This window comes from Sorangium sp. So ce131 (assembly GCF_051519095.1).
Classification (GTDB): Bacteria; Myxococcota_A; Polyangia; order Polyangiales; family Polyangiaceae; genus Sorangium.
In genome coordinates this window covers 12613482-12628531 of sequence record NZ_CP150455.1, presented here as the reverse complement: position 1 = coordinate 12628531, position 15050 = coordinate 12613482, and the positions used below count along the sequence as shown (strand labels likewise).

Below are 15050 nucleotides of genomic sequence, written 5' to 3'. Positions count from 1 at the left end.
TCATCCCGCTGCGCACGATCATCGGCAGCGCGGTCGAGCTCGGCCACCACGACAAGAAGCGGACTTCCCCAGGCTGAACCGCGTCAAGTCGAAGGTGTACGAGCCGCCCTCGCTCGAGGTGGTCGACGCCGTGGTGGCCGCGGCGGCCCCGCACGTCCGTCCCGCGATCGCGCTCGCAACCTACGCCGGCCCTGAAGATAAGGAGGCCGTGCAGATCTTCACCCGGCGGTCGGCGTCGCCTCGGCGTCGCCGTGTGAATGGCCCCGGGAGGCCCATCAGGGAGCGCCCAGGCTCCTCGACGAAATCCTCAACGATTTCAACGGCCGGACCGCGAGAGGAACGGAAACGCGAGCTTCCCCTCCCGCTTGCTCGTCTTCAGCGTGGCCGTCGCAGCGCCCGGAGGGCAGCCCCAGAACGGCCCCACCGGACTCGCGGCGGGCATCAGCGCCCGGTTCAGCTCCGACGCCACACGCCAGCGGTTGCTCTCGTTGTTCGCGCCGTCGGTGATCTTCGACGCGAGGAGCTCCCATGTCCGCGCCCAGGGAGCGTCGCCCGAAGGCAGGCCGAGCGCGTCGGCGAACCCTCGCGGGTACCCGTAAGCGAAGTCGAACCCGACGAGGACACGGAGCCTGTCGGCGGCGAGCTCGCGAAGCCTCCCCAGGAGATCGTCGATACAGGTCGAGCGTGTCCGGTGATATCGCTCCCTGGGAGGTGAGCCGCGAACGAGCTCGCCGAGCCAGACCGCGTCCTTCTTCGGCTTGAGTCGCGTAGGTGCGCTGCTCGCGCTCCAGTCCACGAAGATGTAGGCGTCGAACAAGGTCATCGCGCCAGCTCCAGGGTCATCGTGCCCGCCTCACCCCGTGCAGCCCGCTCCGTCATCACCACGAGGACGCATGTCACACGCGGCACCTACTTCCCGCAGCACCTCTTGAACTTCCGTCCGCTGCCGCAAGGGCAGGGGTCTTGCCGCCCGATCGACGCCGCGTGTGCGCCGGGCTTGCGCCCTGCCTGCTCCGCCTTCAGCAGCGGATCGAGCACCAGCCACGTGGTGGCCGGTGTCCACGGCTGGTGCAGCGCCTCGGCGAGCTCGCCGGGCAGATAGAACTGCTCCGGCGCGCCACGAGCCGTGGCTGCGATGAGGTGCAGCGATACCAGCAGCTTCTTCCCGTCCGTGATCCCATCGGTCAAGGACATCAGCGGCAACGTGCGGACGAGCTCTTCGTGGATTGGATCATCGTCCGGCCGCTCGGCACCCGGATCGAAGTAGCGCTCGCCGATGCGGCGGACCACCGCCTCGATCTCCTCGGCGGGCACTTCAAGGAGCTGGGCGGTGACCTCGCAGCAGAGCTGCACCTCGCGGCCCATCACCTCCCGGATCCGCTTGGCCTGGGGCGTACGGGCGGTGCTGGGGGCCGCGTGAAGCGCCTTCACGATCTCGGCGCGGGTGTTCTTCGCCCGGGTTCCGATCGCGAGGAGCGCGAACAACGTATCGAGCAGCTCGAAGAAGCTCACGTCCTCCGCGAGCGCCCTCTTGTAGTCGGGCAGCATGAGCTTGCCGAGGCGCGCCGCCGCCCACGCGCCCTTGAGGATGAACGTGACCACGCCCGTCCCGGTGAGGGGATAACTGAACGCGGCCCGCGCTCCCTTGTGCTGGTCGGTGAGCGACACGTACTGCTCTCGGTCGGCGGTGATCGCGCCGAGGAGGGCCATGTGCCCCGCGGCGTGCAGGAGGTTCCAGTACGCGTGAAGAACCTCCTCGTCCTGAGCCCGGCGGCTGCGGCGCGTCCGGAGCATGGGCCCCTGCAGCGAGAGCTCCCGTCCCATGGCCAAGTAGAGGTCGAGGAACACCGGGCCGAGGAGCGGCTCCCAGGCCGCGACGGTGAGGAAGTCCTCCCGGCTCACCGAGTCGGACGCGACGAGGAGTCGCCGCAGCAAGCGCGCGTGCCCTCGCTCTCCGCCGAGCTGCTTCGCGAGGTCCATCCTCTCCCGGAGCCGGGCGACCTTCCGGGAGATCGCGTCGAGCTCGCCGCGCGTCACGATGGGGAGATCCCCGGCCCGCATGCCTCGACCGAGGCACGTGACGAAGTGGCCGCTCCGCGTGACGACCAGGAACGGGCCCTGCACGGGATCGTCGAGCGAGATCGCCACCCGCTCCACGCGCTCCGGCAGCGTGGCGGTGTCGAGGACAGCGCGGAGCAACTCCGGGTCTCGGTAGAGCTCGAGTGCGAGATCCACCTCGCTGCGCGGCAGGCGATCGAGGCGTGACAGGAAGTGCTCCGCGTGTTGCACGCCGGCCTGGGTACTCGCGCGGACAGGGAGGGACAAGTCCGCCATGTGCTCCGACCTTGCGCGCCGGAGGACCAGCCGCTGGCTACCTGCCCAGTCGTGAGGCGCGCGTGGGAGCAACGATGGGTGGTAATTTTTGATGAGCGGACGAAAGGGGTTATGACCAGGTGCTGATGGCCCCTTGGGGTCGATGCGAGTGTGCTCAGGAGGGCTGCGATGAGAATTTTCGGTAGCTGAACGGAATGCATGATGCCGGCTTGGCGCTGGACTGAATGTGCGTGCCCCGGCAGCGCGCAGCGAGATCGTCAACGCTCAGAGATCCGTGCCCGTGCACGACGCATCCGGGCGATGCATCACCAGGTCACGGGCTACCGAGAGAGTTCGTCGCAGGGCGACGGTAAATCCTGGCCGCGAACACAGCGAGCTGCGTCAAGCAGCTAGGCCCGGAACCACGAACCTGTCGTACCAGAAATTTGCCAGAACCTGCGTCCAGGCCTGTCCACTCCCGTCAACGTCCCGGACGGCGCGAACTGCTCGATATCCTTGTAGAAATCAGCGGAGGAGAAGGGATTCGAACCCCTGGTTGAGTTGCCCCAACGGCGGTTTTCAAAACCGCTGCCTTCGACCGCTCGGCCACTCCTCCAAACACCCAGATCGACTAGCTTTTCTGCCCCTTCTGCCGCCCCCTGTCAACGCCGCCCTTCCCCTCCCCTCTCCCCTTCCCCTCTCCCCTTCCCCTCTCCCCTTCCCCTCTCCCCTTCCCCTCTCCCCTTCCCCTCTCCCCTTCCCCTCTCCCCTACTTCCCTCTCCCCTCCCCCGCCGTTCCCCCCGTCCCCGCCCCCGCCATCACCTCCGCCAGCCACGTCTTCGCCCCCGCGCACGTCCCCGCCGCCTTCACCGCCCCCACCCCGCCCGCGCCCCCGCTCCCTCCCCCACGTCGCTCGTACGGCCCCGCCACGATCGCCATGTCGCTCCCGCGCGCCGTCCACGCGATCGGCCCCAGCGCCTGGCGCATCCGGCATCCTTTCCCGAAGCGCCGCTCGATCAGCCGCCCCGCCTCTGCCGCGTCCGCCGCGCTGTCGAACCGCAGCCGCCACGCGAGCGCGAACTCGCGTCGGCTCGGGTCCTCCGGGTCGTCCCGGCGCGCGACCGCGAACCGGTCGCCTCCCCACCCTGCGGCCGCGCCGATCGCCGCTTCCCTATGCGCGTACGCCGCGAACGCGATCCGGAGCGCCTGCTCGCCCATCACGTCGTCGAACACCACCCGGAACCCCGGCCCGAGCGCCGCCGCCGTCGGGACGCCCACCGCGAGGGCGGGCTCGCGGGTGGCGAGCTTCTCGGGGTGGAGCAGCTGCTCCGTCGTGTCCGGCAGCGCGCGCCACGCGGCGTCCACCGCGGGCCAGCCGCCCTGCCGACGCAGCGCCTGCACGAACGCGAAGCCGTCCGTGTACGGCGCGCCGAGCGACTCCTGCAGCACGATCGGCGTGTCGCCCACGGACGAGAGCGCCGTCGACATCGCCACGAGCTTCCGGAGCATCGACTCGTCTACCTGGAACGCCGAGCCGACGAGCACGTCGAACATCGCGCTCATCGCGTCGCCCTCGACGAGCGCGTGCACGGCGGCCAGCCGATCGCTGTCGCCGGCCTTGAACTCCAGCAGCGTCCCCAGCGCGAAGCTCTGGTCCTGGAGCGCGTGGACGAGCTCGTGCGCCAGCGTCTCGTCGGCCTCGTCGTCGCTGAGGTCGTCGACGAGGTACATCGTCGCGTCTTCCGGCTCGTAGAAGCCGGCGATGCGGCCCTCGAGCAGGCGGTACATCCCTGCGGTGAAGTCGTAGTCGGCCGGGATGAGCTCGAGCGCCGCGAGCGCCTCGCCCTGGTGGTCGAGCACGCCCTCGGGGATCTCTCGCTCGACGTGGGCGCGCACCCGGTCGAGGATCTCGCTGCGGGCGAGCACGCGGCTCGGCACGTCGCGGCGCACCGGCAGCCCGCGCGCCTTCGCGACGCGCGCGAGCGCCAGCGCGACCTCCGGATCGGCGGCGCGTTCGGCGTCCTCGCCCTTGCCTTTCCCCTCGCCTGCCTTCCCTCCCGCTTGTGCCTCCGGGGCCGCGGCCCCGCCCCCGGGGGCCTTCGCGCTCGCCGCCGGCGCCCGCGCCGACCCTGGCGGCGGCGCCGGCTGCGCGCAGCCGGCCAGCATCGCCGTCCCTGCGAGCGCGACCACCGCCGCGATCGCCGCCGCCGCGCGCCCCCGGAGCCTCCCGGGCCGCGCCCTCTCCCGCTGCGCCTCGTCCGCCGCGGCGCCCGCCGCGCGATCGCGCTGGATCACGCTTGCTCCCCGGCGGGCGCGCGGAGCGCGCGGATCGCCTCGGCGTAACGCGCCACGCGCGCGTCGAACGACAACGTCTCGCCCGGCGCCACCGCGCCGAACACCGCCGAGCCCGCGACGAGCGCCCTCGCCCCGGCGGCGACGACCTGCCCCGACGTCGACGGCGCGATCCCGCCGTCGACCTCGAGCACGGTATCGAGCCCCGCCTCATCGATCATCCGGCGCAGGCTCTGGAGCTTGGGGATCGCGCCCGGGATGAACTTCTGCCCGCCGAACCCGGGGTTCACGCTCATCACCAGGATCAGATCGAGATCGGGCAGCACGTGCCGGATCGACTCCTCCGACGTGTGGGGGTTCAGCACCACGCCCGGCCGCGCGCCCGCGTCCCTGACCTGCTGAAGGGTCCGGTGCAGGTGCGGCGACGCCTCGACGTGGACCGAGATCCGGTCGGCCCCGGCCGCCGCGAACTCGTCCACGTAGCGCTCGGGCTCCACGATCATCAGGTGGACGTCGAGAGGTAGACGCGTCGCGGCACGAACGGCCCGCACGATGAGCGGTCCGATCGTAATGTTTGGCACAAACCGCCCATCCATCACGTCGACGTGGACCCAGTCGGCGCCGGCGGCCTCGACGGCGCGCACGTCCTCGGCGAGGCGACCGAAGTCGGCGGACAAAATCGACGGAGCGACGATGATCTTCTCGTGACGCACGTGCTAGCGCTAGCAGGCGTGACGCGTGGCGGCTAGCGGGGGCGCTCGCGTGGGCCTCCCCGCGAACGCTTACGGAGAGCCAGGCGCGGCTGCTAGGCTGCCGAGGTCCACGCGCGGCCGCGCGCCGCGGCGCGCGGCGTTTGCCGAGCGAAGGTAGATCCCGAAACGTTCGAGTGAGGTGATGCATGGAGACACGGCCGCTGACGAAGCTCGACTACGACCGGATCGTGGGTGAGATCGATCGGTGGTGGGCGGGGCCGACCAGCGCGCTTGCGCACCCGATCTTCTTCTACGAGCTCGGCCGGCTCGCCCGCGTCGTCGAGGACCAAGGGCTGCTCGTCGGCTTCCTCCTCGGGTTCAAGTGCCCGGACGCGGCCGTGGGGTACGTGCACCTCGTCGGCATTCACCCCGACTACCGCCGCCGCGGCGTCGGCAGGATGCTCTATGCGGCGTTCGAGGAGGATTGTCGTCGCGAGGGCTGCCGGCAGCTCAAGGCGATCACGACGCTGGGCAACGAGGGGTCGGTGCGCTTCCATGCGGCGGTCGGCTGGTCGGCGGCGGAGGTCGAGGACTACGCCGGCCCTGGGCGCCCGCGGATTGTGTTCACGAAGGACCTCTAGCGTGAGCGTTGACGTGCTCTTCGTGCGACGTAGGCTCTCGACCTGGCACCGCGCGGTGCCGCGAGGTGCGGTGATGGGAGAAGGCTTTCGTGTTCGCGTGGTGTCGGTGGGCGTCCCCGGGTCGGCTGACGTGACGGCCGCCGCCGGCGCGCGCGGTGGATCGCCGTGAGCCGCAGCCCCGAGCTCACCGCGCAGCTGCGCGAGATCGGCCTGTTCGGGGGCCTGAGCGACCAGGTCCTCTCCGGCCTCGCCGACTCGCTCGAGCTCGTCGAGCTGCAGCCGGGCGCCGTCGCGTTCCGCGAGGGCGACAGCGGCCGCGAGATGTTCGTCCTGCTCGAGGGCGAGATGGAAGTGCTCAAGCGCTCGAAGCGCGAGGTCGAGGCGAGGGTCGCGGTGCTGGGCCCGAGCGACTGGTTCGGCGAGATGTCGATCCTCGACGTGATGCCGCGCTCGGCGACCGTGCGGGCGATCGCCCCGTCGCGCCTGATGCGCGTCACGGCGCACGACCTCGACGCGCTCTACCGGCGCGATCTCAAGTCGTACACGCTGCTCGTGCTGAACATCGCGCGCGAGATGTCGCGCCGCCTCCGCGTGGCCGACAGCCTGCTCGCCGAGCTCGTCGCGAACATGCTCGACGAGTACGCGCGGCCGCGCCGCCCCGCGATCTGAGCCGGCCCGGCCGCGCGGGGTCGCCGCGGCCGCGTCGCCCCGCGATCTGAGCCGGCCTGGCCGCGCGGGGTCGCGGGCCGGGCCGTTGGTGTTGTGGCGATGCCGCTGGCGCCGCGGGCGCCGGCATTCAGCCGGCGCCGCCCTCAGGCGCCGCCTTGACCGATCGCGCCGCTGGCTCCGCCTGCGCCGGCCCCACCGGCTCCGCCTGCGCCGGCTCCGCCTGCACCAGCCCCACCGGCTCCGCCTGCACCAGCCCCACCGGCCCCACCGGCCCCGCCTTCGCCGGCCCCGCCTTCGCCGGCCCCGCCGGCTCCGCCTTCGCCGTCCGGGGTTTCGGTGGGTGCGGCCGCGCCGCCGGTACCGCCCGGATCGGTGTTGCCAGCTCCGTCGCCGGCGTCCCTTCCTCCGCCACCGCCGTGGTCGATCTCGTCGTTGTCGGTCTCGCCAGACGAGAAGCTCCCGCCGGTTGACCCGCTCCCGGCGCCCAGGCCGGTGAGGGGGGGATCGGGTTGTGGGTTGAAGCCACAGCCCGCGAGCACCAACCCGAACCCAAGGACGACAAGCTTGTGCATAAGGTCTCTCCTACAGCACCGTGCGCCTCCGCCACGCGGCTGCGCAGCTCTGCTTGCGGCTGCGCAGCGCTCCTTCCGGCAGGAGCGCGGCATGCGGCGCGGCCGTTCGCCTATGTTGGCGCGCGCTCGCGGCGAGGGCCACAGCCCTTCAGCGCCGCGCCCCGAGTTTCCTCACCCGCAATCCACGCTGCCAGCGCCCCCTGTGCCGCAGTCCTGGCCGCCCTGACCGCCGCCATCGCCGCCGCCGCCGCCATCGCCGCCGCCGCCGCCATCGCCGCCGCCGCCATCGCCGCCGACCCCGTCGCCGCCGCCGCCATCCCCTGGGTCGCCGCCGGCCTCATTGCCGCCGCCCCGACCGCCGCTGCCCGGATCGCCGATCCCTCCGCCGTTCCCCGTGGAGGATGGCGGGTGGCCAGCGGCGGCTCCTCCGCCGCTGGACGCGCCGCTGGCGCTGTCCTCCGCCCCGGCACCGGTGCTCCCGCCGATCGGCGGCGTGGGAGGGTCCATCGGCGGCTCGGGTTGCGGATTGAACGAGCATCCGACCGCGATGAGCACGGAAAGAACCAGCAAGCTTCGCATGGCGGGTGCCCGGATGCTCGCAATCCACGTGCCACGCACAAAACGCTGGGAAGTTATGGGGTTAGGCGGCTGTTGATCCGGCCCGCAGGCACACTCTGGCACGCCGCCGGGGCGGGTGGATCCGACAGCGCGTGCCGGTCCACGCGCCGGTCCACGCGCCGCACGCCGCGCGCCGCGCGGTCGCGCCCGGTGCAGGGGACGTCCACGTGTCCACGACGGCGGCTCGCGGTATGGTGCGGCGTGATGTCGGAAGACCTGGGAAGCATCGCGTCGCGGCTCGATGAGGTGCGGCGTCGCGTGGCGGACGCCGCGGCGCGGGCCGGACGTGCGCCGGACGAGGTGCGGCTCATCGCGGTGTCGAAGGGCAAACCCGCGGACGCCATCCGCGCCGCCTACGCCGCCGGGCAGCGCGATTTCGGCGAGAACTACGCGCAGGAGCTCGAGGAGAAGGCCGAGGCGCTCGCCGATCTCGACGGGATCGTGTGGCACGCCATCGGCCGGCTCCAGCGGAACAAGGCGAAGGTCGTCGCGCGCGTCGCGCAGGCCGTGCACTCGGTCGACCGCGAGGAGCTCGCCGTCGAGCTCGACCGGCGCGCGGCCGCGCACGGCCGGACGCTCGACGTCCTGATCGAGGTGAACGTCGGCGGCGAGGACACGAAGGGCGGCTGCGCGCCCGGCGACGTCGGGCCGCTGCTCGCCGCGGTCGCCCGCTGCGCGCACCTCCGGCCCGTCGGCCTGATGACCATCGCGCCGTTCAAGGAGGACCCGGCCGACGTCCGCCCGTTCTTCGCGGCGCTGCGCGCCCTGCGCGACGCGCACGGCGGCCAGGCGGCGCTGCCCGAGCTGTCGATGGGCATGTCGCACGACGTCGAGGCCGCCATCGCCGAGGGCGCCACGCTGGTCCGGGTCGGCACCGCGATCTTCGGCGCGCGCGGCTAGCGGCGGGACGTTAGACTCCCCGCGATGCAGGCGAAGGCGGCGCGCAAGGTCTCGGTCGGCGTCCGCGTCGGCGTCCGCGTCGGCGTCGGCCCCGGCGTCAGCCTCGGCGCCCTCCCGGCGGCCGCGGCGTGCGTGCTGCTCGCGCTCGGGTGCGGGCCGGGCGCGATGCCCGCGTCCGTGCGCCACCCGCTCGTGGGCAGCGTCGCGCCGGAGTTCGAGGCCGAGACCACGGCGGCGGCCACGGTGGGCGTCCCCGGCTCGCGGAGGACGCGGGTCACCGTGATCGACTTCTGGGCGGCCTGGTGCGGCGCGTGCAGCCGGACCATGCCGGCGCTCGACCAGCTCTGGCGCGAGCGCAGGGCCGACGGCGTGGCCGTCATCGGCGTCAACGTCGACGACTCGGAAGCCGCCGCGGACGCCGCCGCGCACGAGCTCGGCGCCACGTTCCCCATCGTCGCGGACCCTGGCCAGCGGCTCTCCGCCACGTACGGCGTCGCGCAGGTCCCGCTCACGTTCGTGGTCGACGCCGCGGGCACCGTGCGCTGGGTCGGCCGCGACCCCGCGAGCGCGCGCCGCGCCGTGGAGGTCCTGCTCGCGGAGCAGCCCGGCGGAGCGCGGCGCAGATCGGCCTTCGAATGAGCGCGACCCGCGGCGGCGGGCGCCGGCGGCCCGCGGGCGGCGACGCGCCGACGCTCTTCGACGCCGCCCTCCAGCGCGAGCCGGAGCTCAAGGGCGCGGTGCCCCTCGCCGAGCGCATGCGCCCCCGCGCCCTCGCGGACGTCATCGGCCAGGGCCACCTGCTCGGCGAGGGCAAGCTCCTCGCCCGCGCGATCGCGGCCGACCGCGTCCCCTCGATGATCCTCTGGGGCCCGCCGGGCGCCGGCAAGACGACGCTCGCGCGCGTCATCGCGCACACCACGAACGCCCGCTTCGTCCCCTTCAACGCCGTGCTGGGCGGCGTCCCGGAGCTCCGCGAGATCCTCGCCGAGGCGCGCACCGCCCGCTCCTACGAGGGCAAGCGCACGATCCTCTTCGTCGACGAGATCCACCGCTTCAACAAGGCCCAGCAGGACGCCTTCCTCCCGCACGTCGAGGACGGGACCATCACGCTGATCGGCGCGACCACCGAGAACCCCTCGTTCGCGGTGAACGCGCCGCTCCTCTCCCGGTGCAAGGTCTTCCGGCTCCAGGGCCTCGACGCCCCGGAGATCGTCGAGCTCCTGCGCCGCGCCCTCGCCGCGCCCGCGGGGCTCGCCGGCGCGATGGACGCCGACGACGACGCGCTCTCGGCGATCGCGGCGCTCGCGCAGGGCGACGCGCGCAGGGCGCTCACCACGCTGGAGATCGCCGCCGACGAGGCCGCGCGCGCCGGCGTCCCCCGGATCACGCGCGAGCTCATCGCGGGCGCGAGCGAGCACAAGACGCTGCTCTACGACAAGGCCGGCGAGGAGCACTACAACGTCATCAGCGCCTTCATCAAGTCGATGCGCGGCTCCGACCCCGACGCCGCCGTCTACTGGCTGATGCGCATGATCGAGGCCGGCGACGACCCGCTCTTCCTGCTGCGCCGGATGATGATCTTCGCCTCCGAGGACATCGGCAACGCCGACCCGCGCGCCCTCGAGCTCGCGGTCGCCGCGGACGCCGCGTTCCGGCGGATGGGCATGCCGGAGGGCCTCTACCCGCTCACGCAGGCGGCGCTGTACCTCGCCACCGCGCCGAAATCGAACGCCTGCAAGGTGGCCTGGCAGTCGGCGCAGGCCGCGGTGCGCGAGCACGGCGCGCTCCCCGTCCCGCTCGCGCTGCGCAACGCCGTGACGCGCGTGATGCGCGACGAGGGCTACGGCGAGGGCTACCGCTACGCGCACGACGAGCCGGGCGGCGTCGCGCTGGGCGAGACCTACCTGCCCGAGCCCCTCGCCGGCAGCCGCTTCTACGAGCCCACCGATCGCGGCTACGAGCGCACCATCGGCGAGCGCCTCCGCCGGCTCCGCGGCGCGGGCGGCGGCGAGGGCGAGGGCGGCGGCTGAGCGGCGGCGCCGCGGCTCAGCCGCCGCGCCCTCGCCGCGCGCCCGCGGTCAGGCCTCGTCGCCCCCTGCGCCGGCGAGCGCCTGCGTGAGCTCGCTCAGCGCGTGCTGGTCTCCCTTGCTGCGCGCCACGCCGATGCCGTCGCGGAGCCACGCGCGCCCCTCGTCGACGCGGCCGATCTTCACGAGCATCGTCCCGCACATCAGGTACATCGGCACGTACGCCGCGTCGATCGCCCGGAGCGCGTCGAACGTCGCGAGCGCGTCGTCGTGGCGCTCCTGGCCCGCGTACTCCAGCGCGAGCGCGTACCAGTGGAAGGGATCCTTCGACCCGCCCTGGGTCATCTTCTCGAGCATCAAGAGCCGCTTGCTCACGTCGCCTCCACAACGCCGATGTACGGCAGGTTCCGGTAACGCTCGGCCCAGTCGAGCCCGTAGCCCACGACGAACTTGTCCTCGATCGTGAAGCCCAGGTAGTCGATCGGCACCTCGACCCGCGCGCGCGCCGGCTTGTGCAGCAGCGCGCAGACCTTCACGCTGCTCGGCATCCTCGTGCGGAAGAGCTGGAGCAGGTGCGAGATCGTGAGGCCCGTGTCCACGATGTCCTCGACGAGGAGCACGTCCTCGCCCTCGATCGGGCGGCTCAGGTCCTGCGTGATCTGGACGACCCCGGTCGTGGCCGTGCCCTCGCCGTAGCTGCGCACGCCGAGGAACTCGATCCGGGTCGGGAGGTCGATCTGCCGCGCGAGGTCGGCGGTGAACACGAAGCTCCCCTTGAGCACGGAGACGAGCACGAGGCGCCGCTCCGCGTAGTCCTTGGTGATCTGGGCGCCGAGCTCGCGCACGCGGGCGCCGATCTGCTCGGCGGACAAGAGCGTCCGGACGTTCGCCATGCGGCCCGCTAACACCGCGGCGACGCCGCGACCAGCGCGGCGGGAGGCCCCCCGCCCGCGCGCGCCGGATCCAGCGGTCATCCTTCCTACCCGCGCTCGGTCGCCGCGACCTGCGGACGCCCGGGCCAGAACTGGGCTAGGCTCGCGGCCGCCCGCGATGCCGCTCCCTCCTTCACCTCCTTCGTCTCCTTCGCCCGACGCCCCCTCGCACCTCACCTCGCGTTACTCGCTCGACGTCCGCTTCTGCGAGACGGACCTGATGGGCGTCGTCCACCACGGCAGCTACGTCGCCTACCTCGAAGCCGGCCGCATCGACTGGCTGAAGCGGCGGGGTCTCTCCTACGACGAGGTGGTGCGGCGGGGCATCCACCTCGCGGTCGCGGAGATGCGGATCAAGTACCGCCAGCCCGCGCGCTTCGGCGACCGCCTCGTCGTCGAGACGACCTGCAGCGAGATCCACCGGGTCACCGCGCGCTTCACTTACCGCATCTTCCGCGACGAGACGCGGATCTGCGACGGTGACGTCCTGCTCGCGTGCCTCAGCTCGAGCCTCGTCCTGACGCGGCTCCCGGACGACCTCGCCCGCATCCTGGCGAGCCCCGATCCGACCGCCGCCGGTTGATCGGGTCGCCAGAGCGGCCGGCGGTCAACGTTCACCCGGCAGCCTCAGCGCCGTGCGGGGCGACGTTCACCCGGCGGCCTCAGCGCCGCCTGGCAGCGTTGATCTGGCGGCCTCAGCGGCCGTCCGGCGCGCCCGCGTCGGCCCCGCTGCTGCGGACGAGGCGCGCCGGCATCTCGACCGTCTGCGGCGGCTCGATGCTCTCGCCGAGGAACGTGCGCCACTGGACGACGTAGAGCCCGCGGGACGGTCCGACGACGTAGCGCTCGCCCATCGGGGGCACCGCGACCGCGGGGATGCCGTCGACGAGCAGGTAAAACAGCGTGTCGGACTGGTTGACCGCGACGAAGCCTTCGCCGGGCGCGCCGGGGTCGCCGCTCGGCGGCAGCGCGAGCGGCCCCGTGCGGATGGCCGCGAGCTCGTCGCGGTTCAGGAAGACGCCGCCCTGCGCGGAGGGGAGCCCCGAGGCCGCGTACGCTGCGCTCGGCGGCGGCATGAGCAGGTCGGTCGAGACCAGATCGGAGCGCCGGGTGGCCGACGTGACCTCGAAGCCGACGCCGCCGCCGCCCTGCCAGGCGTAGCTCGCGGCGAGCGGCACCTCGCCGGCCGCGCACTCGGGCGACTTCGGATCGACGCCGAGGATCTCGAGCAGCGCCCGGCAGAGCAGCGGCCCGCCCTCGCCGGCCTCGGGCACCTTGCCGAGCTCAAGGTAGAGCGCGCCGAGGCTCGCGTTGATCTCGACCTTGCGGACGGTGTGCCCGAGCCGCGTGCCCTCGCCGACCGGCCGTGCCGAGCCGGCCGACAGCGGCGTCACGTCGACGCGGCGCTCGGCCATGAGCGTGCGGAGCGCCCCTGGCGGCAGGACCCGGTACTGGTTCAGGCCCGGCCAGAGCAGGACCTCGCCGTAGACGTCGTTGCGGGCGCGGAGCTCGGAGCCGGCGGGCAGCGGGAGGGCCCGCGACGTGAACGCGATCCGCATGCGGCCCGTGTCCGCGAGGTCGATCCTCCACGTCAGCTCGGTGAGCCGCTGGGCTGCGCGGATCCCGTCGGCCGCCACCTCGGGCGCCTTGAGCGGCTGCGGCACGTCGCGCCACCGGAAGGCCGCCTCGAGCGTGACGCCGGAGAGCTCGCGCGCCGACAGCGTGTCCTGCGGCAGCGGCGCCGCGGGCGGCAGCGGCACGGGCGACAGCTGGCCCGTCTCGGACAGGATGAGCCGGCCGTAGTCGTCGGACACGAGCGTCACGCCGGCCTCCGGCGTGGACGCGTCGACCAGGTCCGGCTCCTCGTTCGCGAGCGGCGCGGGCAGGATCTTCGCGTTCGGGCTCGCGCCGGCGTCCACGGGGCCTTCGGGCTGCTGGCGCGTCGGGTCGCACCCGGCGGCGAGCAGGAGCCCCAGGACGGCCCCGCGCGCGCGGCTCACGGCTCCCGCTCGAACGTGTGGATCACCTGCACCCGCGGATCGAGCGGCGGCGGGTCGGGCGCGCACTGCGTGTCGAGGAAAACCGCGGCGGCGCGGGGGTGGCATGCGAGCAGCAGGTTGCAGTTCGCCGCCTCGTTGTCGAAGGCCGCGATCACGCGCCCGATCCTGGCGAGCTCCGGGGCGACGCTCCGCTTGAACGCGGTGTCGGGCATCTCGAACCGCGGCTTGACGACCAGCTCCGTGCCGATGACCCCGATGGGGAACCCGAGGTCGCGGAGGCTCGCGAACGAGCCGAGCGCCATGTTCGGGAGGTCGCGCCCGGTGAGGTACACGAGCGTTGCCCCCGCCGCGTGGCAGTCGCGCGCGTACTGGCTTGCGCCGGGCACCTCGACGTCGTGCCGGATGTGGGGGTCGCTGAAGAAGCGTGCCTTCCAGAACTCGAACGCGTGCAGGTGCAGCGACTCGTCGAGCACGCCGAGCCGTCGCAGGTTCTCCTGGAACCCGTACACGATCCCTTCCGGCGCCGCGCGCTCGAGCAGCGGCGCGATCTCCGGGTGCTTGCGCCGCCACTCCTCCGCGAGCTCGTGCAGGATCGCGACCACCCGCGGCCGGTTGTCCATCAGGGTCCCGTCGAGATCGAACACGATCACCGGCGGCCCCTCCGCCCGATCGCCCGCGCGTTCGACGATGGAGTCCAGGAGCCGCGTCCGCTCGGCGGCGACGAGGCGCTTCTCGTAGAACAGCGTGCTCAAGGTCGTCCCGCAGCGAAAGAGCGCGCGTCCCGCGCCGCTCCTCCCGGCGAACCCTAGCGCGAACTCGCGCTCCCCAGAAGCCGCGCCGTCACCCCGCGCCCCCGTCCGCCGGCCCCCCGCTCCCCTTCGCCGGTAGGCGTAAGTGTGCAGAAACATCCTACATTGTTGGCCCCTTCGTTCCGCCCTCTGTAGCATTTTCCACATCGGGACCGTTCGACTCCCGAAGGAAGGCCCATGCACAACCGCATCAAGACCGTTCTGGCCCTGGCGCTGGCGCTGCCCGCTGTGGCGGGCTGCTCGAAGACCCCCCGCGATCGCCTCCAGGGGCGCTGGAATGGCGAGGCGATCGAGAACGTCCCCGGGGATCAGCTCGCGAAGGCGACGGGATGGGTGAAGGGCGCGGCGATCGAGTTCAACGGCAACAAGGTAACGGTGACCGTGCCCGCCGAGACGCCGCGCACGGGCACGTTCAAGGTGACGAAGTCCGACGGCGATCAGGTGACGGTTGCGTTCCTTCGTCCCGAGGGTGGCCGCGACGAGGCCGAGTTCCGCTTCGCCACGGACCAGACCCTTCGCTGGGACATCGGCTCCGGCCGCGCGATCCTCCTGAGCAAAGCCGCGAAGAACAACTGAGGCCGGCC

General features: G+C 72.8%; 17 protein-coding genes and 1 tRNA gene. 7 read left to right on the top strand and 11 right to left on the bottom strand.

Translation table 11 applies throughout. From position 1 onward, the window contains the following. Positions 1-316: 316 nt before the first annotated feature. From WMF43_RS46040 to rpe, 5 genes are all read right to left on the bottom strand, one after another. Positions 317-823 carry a hypothetical protein gene (locus tag WMF43_RS46040; protein ID WP_437674997.1) on the bottom strand — a complete coding sequence of 169 codons (507 nt, stop codon included), beginning with the start codon at positions 821-823 and terminating at the stop codon, positions 317-319. Between the two features lie 86 nt (positions 824-909). Further along, positions 910-2334, bottom strand: coding sequence for a YecA family protein (locus WMF43_RS46035; protein WP_437674995.1), 1425 nt, complete (start codon positions 2332-2334; stop codon positions 910-912). A gap of 508 nt (positions 2335-2842) precedes the next feature. After that, positions 2843-2929 (bottom strand) — tRNA-Ser (locus WMF43_RS46030). A gap of 153 nt (positions 2930-3082) precedes the next feature. After that, the gene (locus tag WMF43_RS46025) at positions 3083-4609 is read right to left on the bottom strand and encodes a hypothetical protein (protein ID WP_437674993.1); all 1527 of its coding nucleotides are present in this window, start codon (positions 4607-4609) and stop codon (positions 3083-3085) included. Next, on the bottom strand, positions 4606-5319 hold the full coding sequence (gene rpe / locus WMF43_RS46020; RefSeq protein ID WP_437674991.1) for a ribulose-phosphate 3-epimerase: 714 nt from the start codon (positions 5317-5319) through the stop codon (positions 4606-4608). Before rpe ends, WMF43_RS46025 begins: the two co-directional genes overlap by 4 nt. A gap of 185 nt (positions 5320-5504) precedes the next feature. Between rpe and WMF43_RS46015 the strand changes: the two genes are divergently transcribed. Then, the gene (locus WMF43_RS46015; RefSeq protein WP_437674989.1) at positions 5505-5939 is read left to right on the top strand and encodes an N-acetyltransferase family protein; all 435 of its coding nucleotides are present in this window, start codon (positions 5505-5507) and stop codon (positions 5937-5939) included. 165 nt (positions 5940-6104) lie between these two features. After that, a complete protein-coding gene (locus WMF43_RS46010; RefSeq protein WP_437674988.1) occupies positions 6105-6608 on the top strand; it encodes a cyclic nucleotide-binding domain-containing protein in 504 nt (167 codons plus the stop codon). Between the two features lie 127 nt (positions 6609-6735). Here the strand turns inward: WMF43_RS46010 and WMF43_RS46005 are convergent, their stop codons facing one another. After that, the gene (locus WMF43_RS46005) at positions 6736-6876 is read right to left on the bottom strand and encodes a hypothetical protein (RefSeq protein WP_437674987.1); all 141 of its coding nucleotides are present in this window, start codon (positions 6874-6876) and stop codon (positions 6736-6738) included. 475 nt (positions 6877-7351) lie between these two features. Further along, a complete protein-coding gene (locus tag WMF43_RS46000) occupies positions 7352-7759 on the bottom strand; it encodes a hypothetical protein (RefSeq protein ID WP_437674985.1) in 408 nt (135 codons plus the stop codon). A gap of 243 nt (positions 7760-8002) precedes the next feature. Here WMF43_RS46000 and WMF43_RS45995 point away from each other — a divergent pair, with 243 nt between their 5' ends. The 3 genes from WMF43_RS45995 to WMF43_RS45985 are packed head-to-tail and all read left to right on the top strand — an operon-like array spanning position 8003 to position 10728. Further along, the gene (locus WMF43_RS45995; RefSeq protein WP_437674983.1) at positions 8003-8698 is read left to right on the top strand and encodes a YggS family pyridoxal phosphate-dependent enzyme; all 696 of its coding nucleotides are present in this window, start codon (positions 8003-8005) and stop codon (positions 8696-8698) included. A gap of 24 nt (positions 8699-8722) precedes the next feature. Continuing rightward, the gene (locus WMF43_RS45990) at positions 8723-9337 is read left to right on the top strand and encodes a peroxiredoxin family protein (protein ID WP_437674981.1); all 615 of its coding nucleotides are present in this window, start codon (positions 8723-8725) and stop codon (positions 9335-9337) included. Then, a complete protein-coding gene (locus tag WMF43_RS45985) occupies positions 9334-10728 on the top strand; it encodes a replication-associated recombination protein A (RefSeq protein WP_437674979.1) in 1395 nt (464 codons plus the stop codon). The genes WMF43_RS45990 and WMF43_RS45985 overlap by 4 nt, the downstream gene beginning before the upstream one ends. Positions 10729-10776: 48 nt before the next feature. Here the strand turns inward: WMF43_RS45985 and WMF43_RS45980 are convergent, their stop codons facing one another. Together WMF43_RS45980 and hpt are read right to left on the bottom strand one after the other, a co-directional pair. Next, entirely contained in the window at positions 10777-11100 is a 324-nt protein-coding gene (locus WMF43_RS45980; RefSeq protein ID WP_437674977.1) for a tetratricopeptide repeat protein, read from the bottom strand. Next, a complete protein-coding gene (gene hpt / locus WMF43_RS45975) occupies positions 11097-11618 on the bottom strand; it encodes a hypoxanthine phosphoribosyltransferase (protein ID WP_437674975.1) in 522 nt (173 codons plus the stop codon). The genes WMF43_RS45980 and hpt overlap by 4 nt, the downstream gene beginning before the upstream one ends. 157 nt (positions 11619-11775) lie before the next feature. Here hpt and WMF43_RS45970 point away from each other — a divergent pair, with 157 nt between their 5' ends. Then, positions 11776-12240, top strand: a complete 465-nt coding sequence (locus WMF43_RS45970; protein ID WP_437674973.1) for an acyl-CoA thioesterase — start codon at positions 11776-11778, stop codon at positions 12238-12240. Between the two features lie 112 nt (positions 12241-12352). On the opposite strand, the gene WMF43_RS45965 is transcribed toward WMF43_RS45970, so the two are convergent. Beyond that, positions 12353-13657, bottom strand: a complete 1305-nt coding sequence (locus WMF43_RS45965; protein WP_437674971.1) for a hypothetical protein — start codon at positions 13655-13657, stop codon at positions 12353-12355. Further along, positions 13654-14409 carry an HAD family hydrolase gene (locus tag WMF43_RS45960; RefSeq protein ID WP_437674969.1) on the bottom strand — a complete coding sequence of 252 codons (756 nt, stop codon included), beginning with the start codon at positions 14407-14409 and terminating at the stop codon, positions 13654-13656. Before WMF43_RS45960 ends, WMF43_RS45965 begins: the two co-directional genes overlap by 4 nt. Before the next feature lie 234 nt (positions 14410-14643). Here WMF43_RS45960 and WMF43_RS45955 point away from each other — a divergent pair, with 234 nt between their 5' ends. Next, positions 14644-15042 (top strand): hypothetical protein, encoded by a 399-nt coding sequence (locus tag WMF43_RS45955; RefSeq protein WP_437674967.1) that lies wholly within the window; start codon positions 14644-14646, stop codon positions 15040-15042. Positions 15043-15050 lie beyond the last annotated feature (8 nt).

Bases quoted from the DNA above. Each gene is read 5' to 3' on its own strand.
- WMF43_RS46040 (WP_437674997.1), bottom strand. From the start codon at position 823: ATGACCTTGTTCGACGCCTACATCTTCGTGGACTGGAGCGCGAGCAGC.
- WMF43_RS46035 (WP_437674995.1), bottom strand. From the start codon at position 2,334: ATGGCGGACTTGTCCCTCCCTGTCCGCGCGAGTACCCAGGCCGGCGTG.
- WMF43_RS46015 (WP_437674989.1), top strand. From the start codon at position 5,505: ATGGAGACACGGCCGCTGACGAAGCTCGACTACGACCGGATCGTGGGT.
- WMF43_RS46000 (WP_437674985.1), bottom strand. From the start codon at position 7,759: ATGCGAAGCTTGCTGGTTCTTTCCGTGCTCATCGCGGTCGGATGCTCG.
- WMF43_RS45995 (WP_437674983.1), top strand. From the start codon at position 8,003: ATGTCGGAAGACCTGGGAAGCATCGCGTCGCGGCTCGATGAGGTGCGG.
- WMF43_RS45990 (WP_437674981.1), top strand. From the start codon at position 8,723: ATGCAGGCGAAGGCGGCGCGCAAGGTCTCGGTCGGCGTCCGCGTCGGC.
- WMF43_RS45985 (WP_437674979.1), top strand. From the start codon at position 9,334: ATGAGCGCGACCCGCGGCGGCGGGCGCCGGCGGCCCGCGGGCGGCGAC.
- hpt (WP_437674975.1), bottom strand. From the start codon at position 11,618: ATGGCGAACGTCCGGACGCTCTTGTCCGCCGAGCAGATCGGCGCCCGC.
- WMF43_RS45970 (WP_437674973.1), top strand. From the start codon at position 11,776: ATGCCGCTCCCTCCTTCACCTCCTTCGTCTCCTTCGCCCGACGCCCCC.
- WMF43_RS45955 (WP_437674967.1), top strand. From the start codon at position 14,644: ATGCACAACCGCATCAAGACCGTTCTGGCCCTGGCGCTGGCGCTGCCC.